The sequence below is a fragment of the Bacillus sp. N5-665 genome (assembly GCF_022637375.2).
In the GTDB taxonomy this organism is placed as follows: domain Bacteria; phylum Bacillota; class Bacilli; order Bacillales; family Bacillaceae_G; genus Bacillus_A; species Bacillus_A wiedmannii.
Window position 1 is genome coordinate 4483523 of record NZ_CP093325.1, and the last position, 15977, is coordinate 4499499.

A 15977-nucleotide genomic window follows, 5' to 3' on the forward strand; every position below is an offset into this window, starting at 1 on the left:
AGGTTCATTCCCTTCAATTTAAACGCTCAATACGTTTCGCCCCGTATTGATAAACGAAACCGATACTAAATATTATGCTTACGACTAGTAAAATTCCCGTCATCATGAAATCTTTCGTCGCAAGGGCGAATATAACTGTAAATACAACGCTGCCGGTAATAAGGATCGCATTTAATAAGACAAGAAAATCTTTCTTCTTCTCTTCTCCCCCTACCGGATACAAATCAAGCCAAATCTTCATGCGGTGATGTTTCCATAAAGTTAATAACTGATAACCGATTAAGTATAGGAAAATAAGGCTTACGATAAATCGTCCATATAAAAACGGAATGAAGTACAAAATAACTCCGCCAAGAGCGAGCAAACGCACATATAAGCCGAAATAGTTACTAGATCGTAAAAACGTTCTCGTATATAAGTATAAATATGTACGCTTCTCACCAATCATTGAAAGAATGAAATCAAGCCATTTTCTACGTGCTACTCTTTCTTTTAATGCAGGTACATCAACGAACATATTCGCGATGCGGTACAACATCATCATCTTCTTACCTTCTTCAGAAATTAAGTACTCCCAGTTTAGCGGCTTTCCCTTCACCATTTGATGCAGTACTACAAGGTATAACACCATGAGAAGGATGATTCCGCCAACAAAAATAACGGAAGTACGCTCTACAAGGAAGTACACAAATAAACCGTTTAAAATAAAACGAATGAACCAATCAGCTCTTTGTATATTTTGATCTGTTAAAAATGATTTTTCCCACGCGACGAATAAGTTCCACGCTTTTACAATGACAAACGCAAGTACAATCCATATGTAAGCCGCTCCTGTTTGCTTCATTTGCTGGAAGTATAACGGGGCAAGCGCTGCCGCTACGATTGCGATTATGTATAACTGAATCATAAACGTAAAGAGAAATGCCTTTGTAAAGTACGGTTTTAACTTTTCTTCAACTGGCAGCAAGTAAACGAGATCCGCTTCTTTTAATAACGTTTGAATAGATCCGGCCGTTAATACGAGTCCAAGCAACACTGCCATAACGAGCGCTGTCGGAAACGAAGAGGTTAACGTTTGTAACCATTGCTGGTAATAATACGCACCTGCGCCGATGATGAATACGAAAATAAATTTCAAATGATCATTAAATACGTATTTACTATATGTACGAACTTCTTTTAGAAAGTGACGAAATCGTTCTTTCCATAATGCTGTGCTATTCATAATCTTCTTCCTTCGTTAATGCAATATAAATATCATCTAACGTTGCACCTGGCATATTAAACTGTGATTGCAGTTCAGATAATGTTCCTTTCGCTCTTACTTCGCCTTGATGCAAAATAATAAATGAATCACAATAACGCTCTGCCGTCGCTAAAATATGTGTACTCATTAAGATTCCTGCACCGCTCTTTTTCATTTGATCCATCATTTGAAGAAGTGATTGAATCGCTAACGGATCAAGCCCAACGAAAGGTTCGTCCACAATATAAAGAGATGGTTCCACTAAAAACGCACTCATAATCATTACTTTTTGTTTCATCCCTTTTGAGAAATGAGATGGAAACCATTTTAAACGATTTTTCATGCGAAATTCTTGTAATAGTTGCCCTACACGTTCTTCATATTGTTTTTCCTCGACACCGTACGCCATCGCTGTTAACTTCAAATGTTCTTCTAGCGTTAGCTCGTCATATAATACTGGTGTTTCTGGGATGAACGAAAAACTAGAACGGTACGCTGTCATATCATCACGAATTGTTTTCCCATTAATTGTGACAGTTCCTTTTTTCGGTTCCATTAAACCGATAATATGTTTAATCGTCGTACTCTTCCCGGCTCCATTTAAACCGATTAAGCCGACAAGTTCGCCTTTATTCACAGAGAACGAAACATCTTTTAGTACAGGTCGTTTCGTATATCCTCCTGTAACATTTTCTACACGCAATAACTCGCTCATACGACACCACTTTCTTCATTAGTATTCATTCTATATTCATCTTACCAAAAATAACGCTGTACTACATAGTATCGATGCCCTCAAAAAAAATTTAAATTTGTTCGCATATATTTTTACGAAAGCGGACATCATAATTAGTGAAGAAGGAACACATTGAAAAAGCGACCACCAATTGATGAGTACAACAACATAGTGAAGTCATCATGAAATGGGGTGTCCATGTTGGACAAAGAAATTTACACATAACCAGATCATTTGTTTCATTTTAGAAACGGGGTGTCTCCGAAAGAGCATATACTGTTTTAAAAAATAAACAATTTCCTTTTATAAAGATTGCAATTCATTTCACTTGAAAATGGGGTGTCTACGGCAGAAACTTTAGCCGATTTACCGTGCATTTCTTAAATAAATGAGGTGTCTGCGAAACGTAAATTACGATAATGCTTTTTCAATCCCTCTTCAGAAAACAGGAAGCTGAGTCAGCTTCCTGTTTTTCGTGTTTGTTCTCTTATATAATTATGGTAAAATACGGCTAAGGCTACTTGAAAGGATGAGATCAATGAACCATACAGCGGACAATTGTATTTTTTGTAAAATTATTGACGGGCAAATCCCTTGCTCAAAAGTATACGAAGATGAACATGTGCTTGCATTTTTAGATATTAGTCAAGTAACAAAAGGACATACTCTTGTTATTCCAAAAGTTCACAAACAAGACATTTTTGCGTTAACGCCAGAAATCGCATCACACATTTTTTCTGTCGTTCCGAAAATCGCAAATGCGATTAAAGCAGAGTTTAATCCAGTTGGCTTTAACCTACTTAACAATAACGGTGAAAAAGCTGGACAAACTGTGTTCCACTTCCACCTTCATTTAATTCCACGCTACGGTGAAAACGATGGTTTCGGTGCTGTTTGGAAATCACATCAAAATGAATACACAATGGAAAATTTACAAAACATCGCAAGTACAATTGCAAATAGTGTGAAATAATGACACTATAATAAGAAGTAATACATAACAAGCCACTTTCCTAAAGTGATTACATATTGCATGGCTTGTTTCTCCATTCAAGATGCCAGGGAATGTGCATTGCACACTTTTCTTTCCCTTGTCTTAAAGATATGCATATTTTTTCACATCATGAATACGAACAAAAAATAAGGAGGTTTCCTTTTATGTCAAAAGCTAAATCCTTTATTACAGGTGTCATTTGCGGCGGAGCAGTTGCTGGATTAGCCGTTCTTTTCTCTACTCCTTCTTCTGGTAAAGCTATGCGCGGTAAGCTGAAAGAAAAAGGAACTGATATTAAAAAGACTTTAGCTGATATTACAGCTGATACAAAATTATTAAAACGTCAAATCGTTGAAACTGCTTCGGAAGGTAAAGAAGTGTTTCAAGAATTAAAAGAAGATATGCAAGACACGCTTTCTAACTGGAAGCAAGATATTTCTCAAAACAAACGACATATTGAGCAAGAAATTTTGGACATTCAAAAATCAATTGAGAAACTACAAGAAGCTGTTCCGGAAAAAGCGTAAACAAATTCCTGCTTAGTTTTTTGCATATAACAAATATTTTTTATATAAATTGACCTTAACACGGCATATCACACAGATATGCCGTGTTTTTATGCATTTACAATATATGTTATCACTTAACATGTAAGGACAACACATGTATTCACGACTCATAAAACGCTTCCATGCTTATGCATGATTTGTATAGAATGTCATTTTTCCGAAAAATTTTCACAATTCTCACAAAAAGACTTTATTAATTTTTACTTTACTGGCATAATAGATAGTAATGAAAAAGAATGTTAAAGTGGGTGAGTAAATGAAAAGTGGAGAAAAAGATTACTCGGTAAAAGAAGCGATGATTTTCAGCCAACGCATTGCTCAATTATCGAAAGCGTTATGGAAATGTGTAGAGAAAGATTGGCAACAGTGGATTAAGCCTTACGATTTAAACATTAATGAGCATCATATTTTGTCAATCGCTTATCATTTAAAAGGGGCTTCTATTTCTGAGATTGCTAAGTTTGGAGTTATGCACGTATCAACGGCGTTTAACTTCTCGAAAAAGCTAGAAGAACGCGGCTATCTTGTGTTCTCGAAAAAAGAAGATGATAAACGAAATACGTACATTGAGATTACAGACAAAGGGGAAGAATTACTACTTCGCTTAATGGAGGAGTATGATCCTGAAAATAACTCTGTATTCAATGGGGCTCTTGCACTTCGTAATTTCTATGGTAAGTTCCCAGAAAATATCGAACTTATCGCTATCTTGCGCAACATTTACGGACAAGACTTCATCGATATTTTTGAGAAATCATTAGAGAATATTGAGGAGAATTTTACGGAATCCGATCAGAAGTTAGTTAAGAAGTAATCTATTTATTGTTTCGCAATCATGCTTAAGAATTCATTCATAAGCGGCTTAAATAAACCTTGTTTTGCTAGCGCTTCCGCAGTTTCGTGTACTTCGAGCTGATGTGGAAGCGCTTTTTCAAATTGATCTAACAGCGCATCGAACAAAAGAAGCCCTTCTGCTTTCTCCACTACATATTGCTCGTTCAATATTTCACAAAGATTTAGTATACGTTCAATATCTTTTTTACGAGCTTTTTTCTTTATGATCAAAGAATAAAATGGACACTTTTCTTCATCAATCATTTTAAATAGTAGGTCTACGTAGTATTCAGCTTGTTCTAATCTTCTAACAACGTCCATTTTCTCCCTCTCTTTCTAACACAAAGTCTTCTATTTCTGAATTTTATAACACGAACAAAATATCGTATGATACAATATATAAAGTATATGTATTTTACCAAAAGGAGGTCTCGCCTCATGACACTTATAACAGTTGTTTTTGTCGCATTCGCACTTCTTGTTATATTTTACACGAATTTCATGACACATACACTGTGTGAACGAAAACAAATAGCTGCGAGCCGCCAACCCAGTGTCTTTCGGGTTATTAATGTATGTATAACAATTTTATTAATTTCTAGTTATATAGAAATTATATTTCATGGAAAGTGAGGAAGGAAGCCCCTTCCTCACTTTTTTCCTCTATAAGCAAATTATACCTACTATAACCAATAAAATAAACAGTACAAGTAATAAAATAAGTTGAGAATTCATCCCCATCCCCTCCTCTTTTCTGTATATGCGGCATGCGCCCAATAGGCTACACCTTCAAAATCTGACACGTACTGGTTAAATTTTCTTTATCAATATGAAATCGAGTCGAAATATGATATATTAAATTTTGTACATATTGCTTATACTATGAAATAAATGACACGCATCTTAACTTTATCCTCAGCCTCGGTAAGCCCTGTTAAGCGCGCTTTACCAACGAAAAAAGCAAAAGTATCAGTGAGACTTAATCGGGCTCTTATGAACCAAAATTCATTGGTGTAGGATAAATTAAAAATACATAATAGTAGGAGTGTTTATCGAATGAAGAAAGCTATGCTTGCCTTAGCCGCAACAAGTGTAATCGCATTATCAGCATGTGGAACAGGATCATCATCAGACAAAATCGTTACATCTAAAGCTGGTGACATTACAAAAGACGAGTTCTACAATCAAATGAAGACACAAGCTGGTAAACAAGTACTAAACAACATGGTTATGGAAAAAGTACTTATTAAAAACTACAAAGTTGAAGACAAAGAAGTAGACAAAAAGTTCGATGAAATGAAAAAACAATACGGTGATCAATTCGATACACTATTAAAACAACAAGGTATTAAAGAAGAAACTTTAAAAACTGGTGTGCGTGCTCAATTAGCTCAAGAAAAAGCTATCGAGAAAACAATCACTGATAAAGAATTAAAAGATAACTACAAGCCTGAAGTTAAAGCAAGCCACATTCTTGTAAAAGATGAAGCGACTGCGAAAAAAGTTAAAGAGGAACTTGGACAAGGTAAATCTTTCGAAGAGTTAGCGAAACAATACTCTGAAGATACTGGTTCAAAAGAAAAAGGTGGCGACTTAGGATTCTTCGAACATGGTAAAATGGTTAAAGAATTCGAAGATGCTGCTTATAAACTGAAAAAAGATGAAGTAAGCGAACCTGTAAAAACACAATTCGGTTACCACATCATTAAAGTTACAGACATTAAAGAGCCAGAAAAATCATTCGAGCAATCAAAAGCTGACATCAAAAAAGAAGTCGTTCAGAAGAAAGCACAAGACGGCGAATTCATGAACGATCTTATGATGAAAGAAATTAAAAAAGCTGACGTAAAAGTTGACGATAAAGATTTAAAAGATCTTTTCGAAGAGAAGAAAACTGACGCAAAAAAAGAAGACAAGAAATAATGAAATAAAAAGCTCGGGCTTAGGCCCGAGCTTTTTATGTATCCTCTTCGTTAACTAAAGTTTATTTTTTTCATTCGTTTAACTAAAACCATCTTTTATGCATTTCACTTAAAAACATTTCTGTAATTTTAAATCCAGAACTTTCTCCTATAATAGAGTCAATCCCGCAATGCGGACAAACTGCTGTGTTATCATCATCCCACCACTCTGTAATTTTTTCTGGATGGAAAATTTCTAAACAATAGAAACAACCACATATAACATCCTTTTCTAAGTGCTTTCTATTACGAGAACAAAAACGATGTGCTTCCTCAAAATATTTTTGCATCAGTATCCCCCTATTCCTGATTCTCTTCTTTGCTTTACTTACATTCTCCTCAATAAAATTGCAATTCTTCCTTAAAGAAAAACACAAAAAAACCTCGATTCACGCCACACGGAACCAAGGTTTATCTTATTATCATTGATTAAATGAAAAAACTATGTTAAATTAGTACAGAAACACGTTTTATAAAAAGATAATAACGTATTTATCCGTATCTTAATTGTACACCAAAACACATCTTCAGTCAACCTCTATTTTTCACTTTTAAAGGAGTGCTTACCGTATGAATAAAAAACTTGATCTAGAGCAAAAAAGATTGGATACCGTAATAGAAACGATTACGGAGCAAATTGATAAACTGGAAAACGAAACTGGCAGACGCCGGGCGGAAGTAATCCATATTCGTAAACACTTTTGGGATGACGTGAAAGTGAATACTGATACTTTTGATGATTATCTTGAAACAGTTATCAACTTAAGACAACAAGCTCAGTCACTAGCTGTCACACAAATTACCCATAAGCACACCTTTAATCGACTTGCCGCATTAAGACGTATGCATAAAGCACCTTATTTCGGACGAATTGATTTCAAAGAAGAAGGAGAATCTGCTGCGAAGAAAATTTATATCGGCGTAGCTACACTTACTGATGCAAGCGGAGAAAACTTTCTTATATATGACTGGCGCGCACCTATTTCGAGTGTGTACTACGATTATCCGCCAGGACCGGCTGAATACAGTACTCCAGGCGGCGTAATTCACGGTAATGTGGAGAAAAAATTACAATACATTATTCAAAATGGCGAGATTGATTCTATGTTCGATACGAGCCTTACAATTGGCGATGAAATCTTGCAACAAGCGCTCGGAAAAGGTACGAACAAACATATGCAAAGTATCGTCGCTACGATTCAGCGCGAGCAAAATGAAATTATTCGTCACGATGAAGGCCGACTCCTTATCGTGCAAGGAGCTGCTGGTAGCGGTAAAACGTCAGCTGCCCTGCAACGAATCGCCTACTTACTATATAAATATCGCGAATGGTTAAAAGCAGATCAAATTATTCTCTTCTCCCCTAACTCTATGTTCAACAGCTACGTATCTAACGTACTACCTGAACTCGGTGAAGAAAATATGCAGCAAGTTACATTCCAAGAATATTTAAACCATAGACTCAGTAAGGCATTTGACGTTGAAGACCCTTATGAGCAATTAGAATATATGTTAACTGAAACGAATAGCCCTACCTATAAAACGAGAAATGCGAGTATTCGATTTAAAGCATCCACTCAATTTTTCGAGATGATTAGAGCGTACAGACAATCTCTTGAATCTTCAGGCATGCTATTTAGAGGAATGAAATTTAGAGGAAAGTTAATTGCTTCTGCTAAAGAAATTACAGAACAATTTTACAACACTGACTCCTCCCTCCGCTTCCATAATCGAATTGAAAAGTTAACAGATTGGCTAAATAAACAAATAGATGCAATTGAAAAAGCGGAACTGAAAAAGCCTTGGGTAGAAGAAGAAATTGAATTACTGAGTAAAGATGAATACCAAAAGGCTTATAAATATTTACAGAAAAAAGGCGAGTTTGACGACAACTCCTTTCATGATTATGAAAAAGAAACGAAAGTACTCGGACGTATGATTGTCCGTAAAAAATTGAAGCCGCTTCGTAAAGGTGTTCAAACATTACGTTTCATCAATTTCACAGGCATATATAAACAACTCTTCACAGATGCATCATGGGTTACTGGGGAGAAACCGACAGAATGGGATGACATTTGCTCATTAACAGTAAACATGCTTGATGAAGGAAAGCTATATTACGAGGATGCCACTCCATTTTTACTTTTAAAAGAGTTAATCGAAGGCTTCCAAACGAATAGATCGATTAAACACGTACTTGTAGACGAAGCGCAAGATTATTCGCCGTTTCAGTTCGAGTTTTTAAAACGTCTCTTCCCTGCTGCAAGAATGACTGTACTCGGAGACTTTAACCAAGCGATATTTGCCCATGCGAGTGAAGCAGTGAACTTCAATACACTTACTAGCTTATACGGACCAGATGAAACGAACGGCATCAACTTAACTCGTAGCTATCGCTCAACAAAACCGATCATTGAATTTACACGTGCTCTCGTACCAGAAGGAAAGAACATTCACGCCTTTGAACGTGACGGTGAGAAACCTACAGTGACGAAAGTATCGAATGACAGCGAACTGCATAAACATATTACTGCCAAAGTTGCTGAACTACAAAAACAACAGCACAATACGATCGCAATTATATGTAAATCTGCAGCTGAAAGCGCCGCTGCCTACGAAGCACTTAGTCATATCGAAAATATTAAACTTGTGAAAAGTAACTCAGCCGAGTATGAGCAAGGCATTGTCGTGATCCCCGCTTACTTAGCGAAAGGTATCGAATTTGATGCTGTTATTATTTACGACGCTTCTAAAGATGTGTACAGTGATGAGAGCGTTCGTAGATTGTTCTACACTGCTTGTACACGCGCAATGCATGAGCTACAACTTTATAGCGTTGGCGAGGTTAGTCCTTTTATACTTGGGGCTGATTCGGAGAGTTTTGAAGTTATTACACCTTGATTTGAATCAAGGTGTTTCTTTTTAAAACAAGTATGACCTCATCTAATATTTAGATGAGGTCATACTTGTTTTATTTTGACGCAATATATTTACATATACTTTCGTTAACACTAAACTCGAATTTTTATTTTAGAAAAAATTGTATAAATGCTAAACTATCATAAATATAATGGCAAATCCAACTTACCCAAACACTATTGGATTTTTTCCATACATAATTTAGTGCCAATCTAATTGGAATTATAGTTATTAATAACTGCATTGGCACAAAACCATAAGCCGGAATATGCCACAAAGCGAACAAGACACTACATATGATTGATGCCGTGCCAAATTTCAACCCTAGTTTTTGTAATGCAAGAATTCCATTCGTACAAAGCAACTCTTCACCCATGAGCATAAATGGTACACGGAATAAAATCATAGAAATACTTATTACTTCTGCAACAGAATTTTTAGTTGCTGGTTCAAAAATGTAATTGAATATAGCACCGGAACTTACACCTACGATAACTACTAAAGGTAAACCCCAAAGTAATGTCTTAAATTTAAAATGTTTAAATTGGTCTAACGATATTTCCCCTAAAAAATAGTATCCAATAATTCCACATAATACAAGATTCCATAAAGCTTCAAGAATCATTCCTAATAAATTAGGTATAGCATCTCCCAAAACATTTCCTAAGAACTGATATGTAATTCCGGTAATCATCAATAACCCCAAAGCCAAGAGAGACTTCGAATCAATTTTTTTCTCTGTTTCTAAAAGCTTTGTTTCCACAACAACCCCTTCTTTCTTATTATTTCGTTAATTACGAATATATCATAGCACAATGACCTAATATCTATATAGAGACTGAATGGTAATTTTTTGAAAATAGTATGAATTTTATCGCTAAGTTAGAACCGTTACATTATAGGTATAGAAAAGCTGTGCGAATGCAAGAAAAATTAAACCACCTATCCCCTAAAAAATATAGGGAACGGGTGGTTTGTTTTTTAAGCTGATTTTCTCACTAAAAGATCTTTACGCCGATATACACTTAACACGATCCCCATTATAAATGCATGAAACAGAGTTGGTACTAATCCATAACTAATAAAAGGTAATGATATAGAAACACGTGGTAATATTCCAAGGATCATGCCAACGTTACAAATGAAATGGATTGCAAAAAGAGTCACTCCACCAACGAGAAGCAATTTACCATAACCATCATTTATTTTATAAGCTATGTTCATTATTCTCACTGCAAAAAGAGAAAGAATAATGACAAGAACTAGCGCAAGCACATATCCATAATAGTAAGTCAAACTCGCGAATACAAAATCAGTATGGGCAGCAGGGATAGACTTTATATTTCCATATGTACCGAACCAACCTGCTGAAGACATCGCCTCTTGTAAACGTAAATCCCATTGATCATGCGCTGGGTTTATAAATCCTAAAATTCTCGCTATCCGGTATTCTTTTACAGCCGACCAGGAAAATAGATCCCTAATAATAAAGGGTAAAATTGGTAACATTGTAATGAGCCATGCCGTTTTCTTTCCTAACTTACTCCACCAAAGCATAACGAATACCATCGTAATATAGATGAAAATTGGTAGAAGAATTGATATAGTCGAAAATAGATATAAAGAAAATACGTACAATATGAGAAGATGCATAAACTTTAACCTACTATTATTGAAAAAAGAAGCCCAAGCTAGAAAGAAAAATGGTATCGTCATTAAACAGTCAATTTTGATGGGGCCAATTTTTATTATTGCTTCCCCAATCACGTAACCAGTCGGAAAACATTTTATCATTAACAAGATAAGTACACCGATTGTATAAAACAGCCACCCGAGCCTCTCTAACTTCCGATAATCAAGTAGCATCATCCCAATAGCTGTTACAACACCGAGAATAACAAATATCACCTTATTCATGAATAAGTCAGCATGTCCAAAAGTTATAACCGGCAAAAAGCCTAACCCCATAGCAGCCACTAATAAAATAAGTAAAAACCAATCCACCTTTGGCTTATGTAGTTTGTTAAGTTCTTGCCCTAGTTTAATTGGGCTTCCCATTTGTTCTACAGCTTTATTTTCAGCAACTTCCTCACTTAATCCTTTTTCTATCCACGTGTTCTTCGCCTGTTTTAAGTGAAAATCTAGTTCAGTTGCTACAAAGCTCTTTGCTTCTTTTGATTTAATATGGTTCGTAACTTCGCTTACAAAACGCTCCCCTTTTTTATTCAATTTCGCCTCACTCCTGTACTAAGCCTTTTAATATAAATTGTACCTTCGTAGCATTTTTCTCTGCCTTTCGCAGCATCTTTCTTCCTTTATCATTTAATTGATAATATTTCGCTCCTTCATGATACCAACTTGATTGAATAAAACGATTCTGTTCTAGACGATGTAATACGGTATATAAAAACCCTTCATTTCCTTCGAATTTCCGAATCCCTCTCCCTCGTAGTAGCTGTGACAATTCGTATCCTGTTTTTTCATTACTGAGGAGTTGTAAAATCGCTAAAGAGATGTCCTCTTCCTTTTCGTTTGAAGCATTGATTTTTTCGCGCACCTGCTTTCGATGTTGATCGGAAAAACTCAAATGTTTAAACGTTGTATTCTCCATTGATTTTCGCAGGCCTTTTAATCGATCTTCCATTTGATTGCTCCTCCAATCCTTTCTTCAAAAGCTCCTTCGCTTTTTTCAGTCTCGTTTTTATCGTGTTTTCTTTCACGTCTATTACAATGGCAATATCTTTAATTGGTAATTCTTCATAATAAAATAGATAAATGACTTCTCGATATTTTATCGGTAAATTCATTACCGCAGAAGCGAGCTCACGGTCCTCCGCATTTTGAATGACAGTTTGTTCGACACTAGCATTTTGAATCTCCATATAAGCAGATTCATCCTCTGTCACGATCACCTTTTTGTTATACCAACTTTTTATGTAGTCCTTACATTGATTAATCGCAATTCTCCACAACCACGTTTTCACATTCGACTTCCCTTTGTATGTATGAAGAGATTTATAACACTTCACAAATATATCTTGCGTTACATCCTCAGCAACCTCTTTATTATTCACATATGAATACACAAGCTGTAAGACTTCTTGTCCATACTTATTCATGATTTCATCGATAAGGAGTTCCTTATCTTCTATTTCAAACGCTTCTACCGTTAATTCATCCACACCATTTCCTCCTCCCCATATATTAGACGACGCACCGTATGGAAAAGTTTTATTAATTTATAAAAAAATACGGATGATAGTGTCCGTATCGTTTTTTAACTTTAATTTTTCTTCACTAAGAGTAAACCTTTTATTGTGATACAACACTTTAATCGAGAATTTAGCACATTCATAATAAAACAAAAAACCACCTAAAGGCTCCCCTTCAGGTGGTTCTCTCTTTTACGCTAACGCAGCCGCCTGCTCTTGTTGATCTACAGGAATTACAGCGTCTGTTAATGCTTTTTCTAGTTCAGCTGTGTATTTCATTTGCTCTTCTTTGCTCCAGCCTAGTTTCGCAGCCATGTAGTTGATTACTGCTTCTTTCCACTCATATACCCAGTGGATGTTGAAGAATACAGCGCCTCTACGGCGTACGAAGAAGTCAACTGGTTTTGCTGTCATTTCGTAATCCATTGCGTATACAAGTGGGATTAGAACGTCTAGCGGCATGTTGTATTCTTTCGCTTCGTCTTTATGTTTTTTCGCTAAGTCGAACAGTACGTCTACGTTAGAGCCGTAGAATTTCGCGAATTCTTCTGCTTGTGCTTTCGTTAAACCAGATTTCGTGCCTTCGTCTGCTTTTTTCGCAACGAATGCTGGGAATCCGTGTGAACCACTTACATGTCCACCAGAGATTGGCATATGTTTCGTGTCGCTCTTCGGATATGCACTATGACCTTCTTTTTGTAATAGGTTTGTTACGTAGTCTACTACCATTTCAGCCATTTTACGGTATCCTGTTAATTTACCACCTGCGATTGTAATTAAACCAGATTCAGAAGTCCAAATTTCATCTTTACGAGAAATTTCAGATGCATTCTTACCTTCTTCGTAAATTAACGGACGTACACCAGCCCAGCTTGACTCCACATCTTTTTCTGTAATTTTCACACTTGGGAACATGTAGTTAATCGCATTAATGATATATGTGCGATCTTCTGTTGTCATGTGCGGTACAGCTGCGTCTTTATCATAGAACGTATCTGTTGTACCTACGTATGTTTTTCCGCCGCGAGGAATCGCGAACACCATACGTTTATCTGGTGTATCGAAGTAAATAGCTTGCCCTAACGGGAACCGTTTTTGGTCAATTACTAAATGCACACCTTTTGATAACTGAAGTACTTTCCCTTTTTTCGAGTTATCTTTTTCACGAAGTGTATCTACCCAAGGGCCAGCTGCATTTACAATTTTCTTACCGTACACTTCATACACTTCTCCATCTAGTAAATCGATTACACGTACACCACATACTTTTCCATCTTTATATAAGAAACTGTCTACTTTTGCGTAGTTAACAGCTTTCGCACCGTGTTCAATTGCTTCTTTCATTACTTCAATTGTAAGACGCGCATCGTCTGTACGATATTCTACGTAGTAACCGCCGCCTTTTAATCCTTCTTTTTTTACAAGTGGCTCTTTGTTTAATGTTTCTTCACGGTTAAACATTTTTCTGCGCTCGCTTCGTTTTACGCCTGCTAAGAAGTCGTATACACGAAGACCAATTGATGTACTGAATGATCCGAACGTACCGCCTGTATGGAACGGAAGTAACATCCACTCTGGTGTTGTTACATGGGGACCGTTCTCATATACGATCGCACGCTCTTTCCCCACCTCTGCTACCATTTTCACTTCAAGTTGTTTTAAATAACGTAGACCACCGTGTACAAGCTTCGTTGAACGACTTGATGTACCTGCTGCAAAGTCCTGCATTTCAAACACAATTGTTGATAACCCGCGTGTTGCTCCATCTAATGCAATACCAGAACCAGTAATACCTCCACCAATTACGATCACATCTAACTCTTGTTTATTTACTCCGTTTAATACGTCTTTACGTTGTTTACTTGAAAATTTCATGGTAATTCCTCCCTTTGATAACGAAAAAAGAGACCACGAACTCCGCTATAGATTTCGCCTCTATAGCGTGTTGTGGTCTCTCCAAATCTCCTACCGAATTATTAACTTGTCACCATTATAACACTGTTTATGATTATTTGAAAGCTTTTGTTGCTTCAATTGCTTTTTTCCATCCAGCATATAGCTCTTCGCTTGTTTCCGCTTCCATCGTTGGTTCAAAGCGTTTGTCCATATGCCACTGTTCTTTAATTTCATCTTGGTTTTTCCAATATCCAACCGCAAGACCAGCTAAGTACGCTGCACCTAAAGCTGTCGTTTCGTTGATCACTGGACGCTCTACAGGAACAGCTAAAATATCACTTTGGAACTTCATTAAGAAGTTATTTTTAACTGCTCCACCATCAACGCGTAATGTTTTTAGTTCAATACCTGAATCTGCTTCCATTGCGCATAATACATCTTTCGTTTGGTACGCTAAAGATTCTAGTGTTGCACGAATGAAATGCTCTTTCGTCGTACCGCGCGTTACACCAAACATAGCGCCGCGTACTTCACTATCCCAGTACGGTGTACCTAAACCTACGAATGCTGGTACAACGTATACACCTTCAGTTGATGCAACGCGTGATGCGTACACTTCACTTTCGCTTGCATCTTTAAACATGCGCATTCCGTCACGTAACCACTGAATTGCAGAACCTGCTACGAAAATACTTCCTTCTAATGCATAGTTCACTTTACCATCTATTCCCCATGCAATTGTTGTTAATAGACCATGCTCAGAAGCTACTGCTTTTTCACCTGTGTTCATTAACATGAAACAACCAGTTCCGTACGTGTTCTTCGCCATACCTTCACCGAAACAAGCTTGTCCAAATAATGCTGCTTGCTGGTCACCAGCTACACCTGCAATCGGTATATTTTGACCGAAGAAGTGATAATCAATTGTTTCTCCATATATTTCAGATGATGGACGTACTTCTGGAAGCATGCTCTTTGGCACTGTTAACATGTCTAGAAGCTCATCATCCCACTGTAAGTCGTGAATGTTAAACATTAATGTACGTGATGCATTTGAGTAATCCGTTACGTGCGCTTTACCGCCAGACAATTTCCATACAAGCCACGTATCAATCGTTCCGAATAATAGATCGCCGTTTTCTGCTTTTTCTCTTGCACCTTCAACGTTATCTAAAATCCATTTTACTTTCGTACCAGAGAAGTATGCGTCAATTAAAAGACCTGTTTTTTCGCGAACCATTTCGCTATACCCTTTTTCTTTTAACTCATCACAAATTTCAACTGTTTGACGAGATTGCCATACGATTGCGTTGTAAATTGGTTTTCCAGTCGTTTTATCCCAAACAACCGCTGTTTCACGTTGGTTCGTAATACCGATACCAGCGATTTGTTCTGGTTTTACATCTGCTTCGCTTAAGCAAGTTGCGATAACTGCTAAAATAGATCCCCAAATTTCTTGTGCATTATGCTCTACCCAACCTGGCTTTGGAAAATGTTGTGTAAACTCTTTTTGAGCTGAATGAACAATTTCACCTTTTTTATTGAACAGAATTGCGCGTGAGCTAGTTGTTCCTTGGTCTAAAGAAAGAATATATTTTTTCATATCGGTT

General features: G+C 36.6%; 17 protein-coding genes. 6 read left to right on the plus strand and 11 right to left on the minus strand.

Features of this window, described 5'->3' with window-relative positions:
- Nucleotides 1-13: 13 nt before the first annotated feature.
- Both ecsB and ecsA read right to left on the minus strand, forming a co-directional pair.
- Nucleotides 14-1225, minus strand: a complete 1212-nt coding sequence (ecsB, locus tag MNO09_RS25590) for an ABC transporter permease EcsB (RefSeq protein WP_001089128.1) — start codon at nucleotides 1223-1225, stop codon at nucleotides 14-16.
- A complete protein-coding gene (ecsA, locus tag MNO09_RS25595) occupies nucleotides 1218-1961 on the minus strand; it encodes an ABC transporter ATP-binding protein EcsA (protein WP_001292612.1) in 744 nt (247 codons plus the stop codon). Before ecsA ends, ecsB begins: the two co-directional genes overlap by 8 nt.
- A gap of 559 nt (nucleotides 1962-2520) precedes the next feature.
- Between ecsA and MNO09_RS25600 the strand changes: the two genes are divergently transcribed.
- The 3 genes from MNO09_RS25600 (at nucleotide 2521) to MNO09_RS25610 (ending at nucleotide 4359) form a co-directional block, all read left to right on the plus strand.
- Entirely contained in the window at nucleotides 2521-2955 is a 435-nt protein-coding gene (locus tag MNO09_RS25600; RefSeq protein WP_001016840.1) for an HIT family protein, read from the plus strand.
- Nucleotides 2956-3140: 185 nt separating this feature from the next.
- Nucleotides 3141-3503 (plus strand): YtxH domain-containing protein, encoded by a 363-nt coding sequence (locus tag MNO09_RS25605; protein ID WP_000030297.1) that lies wholly within the window; start codon nucleotides 3141-3143, stop codon nucleotides 3501-3503.
- A gap of 298 nt (nucleotides 3504-3801) precedes the next feature.
- Nucleotides 3802-4359 carry an HTH-type transcriptional regulator Hpr gene (locus tag MNO09_RS25610; RefSeq protein ID WP_000834920.1) on the plus strand — a complete coding sequence of 186 codons (558 nt, stop codon included), beginning with the start codon at nucleotides 3802-3804 and terminating at the stop codon, nucleotides 4357-4359.
- Nucleotides 4360-4364: 5 nt separating this feature from the next.
- Here MNO09_RS25610 and MNO09_RS25615 read toward each other — a convergent pair whose 3' ends face one another.
- Nucleotides 4365-4700 carry a DUF1878 family protein gene (locus tag MNO09_RS25615; RefSeq protein ID WP_000383652.1) on the minus strand — a complete coding sequence of 112 codons (336 nt, stop codon included), beginning with the start codon at nucleotides 4698-4700 and terminating at the stop codon, nucleotides 4365-4367.
- A 117-nt stretch (nucleotides 4701-4817) separates the two neighbouring features.
- Between MNO09_RS25615 and MNO09_RS25620 the strand changes: the two genes are divergently transcribed.
- Complete coding sequence (locus MNO09_RS25620; protein ID WP_000172691.1) at nucleotides 4818-5012, plus strand: hypothetical protein; 195 nt, start codon at nucleotides 4818-4820, stop codon at nucleotides 5010-5012.
- A gap of 30 nt (nucleotides 5013-5042) precedes the next feature.
- Here MNO09_RS25620 and MNO09_RS25625 read toward each other — a convergent pair whose 3' ends face one another.
- The gene (locus MNO09_RS25625; protein WP_002007073.1) at nucleotides 5043-5156 is read right to left on the minus strand and encodes a hypothetical protein; all 114 of its coding nucleotides are present in this window, start codon (nucleotides 5154-5156) and stop codon (nucleotides 5043-5045) included.
- A gap of 279 nt (nucleotides 5157-5435) precedes the next feature.
- On the opposite strand from MNO09_RS25625, the gene prsA reads away from it, so the two are divergent.
- Nucleotides 5436-6302: a peptidylprolyl isomerase PrsA gene (prsA, locus tag MNO09_RS25630; RefSeq protein WP_000710042.1), complete on the plus strand. Its 867-nt coding sequence runs from the start codon at nucleotides 5436-5438 to the stop codon at nucleotides 6300-6302.
- 82 nt (nucleotides 6303-6384) lie between these two features.
- Here prsA and MNO09_RS25635 read toward each other — a convergent pair whose 3' ends face one another.
- Nucleotides 6385-6630, minus strand: coding sequence for a hypothetical protein (locus MNO09_RS25635; protein ID WP_001174906.1), 246 nt, complete (start codon nucleotides 6628-6630; stop codon nucleotides 6385-6387).
- Between the two features lie 280 nt (nucleotides 6631-6910).
- Here MNO09_RS25635 and helD point away from each other — a divergent pair, with 280 nt between their 5' ends.
- Nucleotides 6911-9241, plus strand: a complete 2331-nt coding sequence (helD, locus tag MNO09_RS25640) for an RNA polymerase recycling motor HelD (protein ID WP_001035421.1) — start codon at nucleotides 6911-6913, stop codon at nucleotides 9239-9241.
- Between the two features lie 124 nt (nucleotides 9242-9365).
- Here the strand turns inward: helD and MNO09_RS25645 are convergent, their stop codons facing one another.
- From MNO09_RS25645 to glpK, 6 genes are all read right to left on the minus strand, one after another.
- Nucleotides 9366-10022 carry a CPBP family intramembrane glutamic endopeptidase gene (locus MNO09_RS25645; RefSeq protein ID WP_088106928.1) on the minus strand — a complete coding sequence of 219 codons (657 nt, stop codon included), beginning with the start codon at nucleotides 10020-10022 and terminating at the stop codon, nucleotides 9366-9368.
- A 218-nt stretch (nucleotides 10023-10240) separates the two neighbouring features.
- The gene (locus tag MNO09_RS25650; RefSeq protein ID WP_001034646.1) at nucleotides 10241-11488 is read right to left on the minus strand and encodes an FtsW/RodA/SpoVE family cell cycle protein; all 1248 of its coding nucleotides are present in this window, start codon (nucleotides 11486-11488) and stop codon (nucleotides 10241-10243) included.
- A 7-nt stretch (nucleotides 11489-11495) separates the two neighbouring features.
- Nucleotides 11496-11903 carry a PadR family transcriptional regulator gene (locus MNO09_RS25655; protein ID WP_000390171.1) on the minus strand — a complete coding sequence of 136 codons (408 nt, stop codon included), beginning with the start codon at nucleotides 11901-11903 and terminating at the stop codon, nucleotides 11496-11498.
- Entirely contained in the window at nucleotides 11851-12441 is a 591-nt protein-coding gene (locus tag MNO09_RS25660; protein WP_000344026.1) for a sigma-70 family RNA polymerase sigma factor, read from the minus strand. Before MNO09_RS25660 ends, MNO09_RS25655 begins: the two co-directional genes overlap by 53 nt.
- Before the next feature lie 222 nt (nucleotides 12442-12663).
- A complete protein-coding gene (glpD, locus tag MNO09_RS25665) occupies nucleotides 12664-14346 on the minus strand; it encodes an aerobic glycerol-3-phosphate dehydrogenase (RefSeq protein ID WP_000672824.1) in 1683 nt (560 codons plus the stop codon).
- Nucleotides 14347-14479: 133 nt separating this feature from the next.
- Complete coding sequence (gene glpK / locus MNO09_RS25670) at nucleotides 14480-15970, minus strand: glycerol kinase GlpK (protein WP_000759997.1); 1491 nt, start codon at nucleotides 15968-15970, stop codon at nucleotides 14480-14482.
- Nucleotides 15971-15977: the final 7 nt, after the last annotated feature.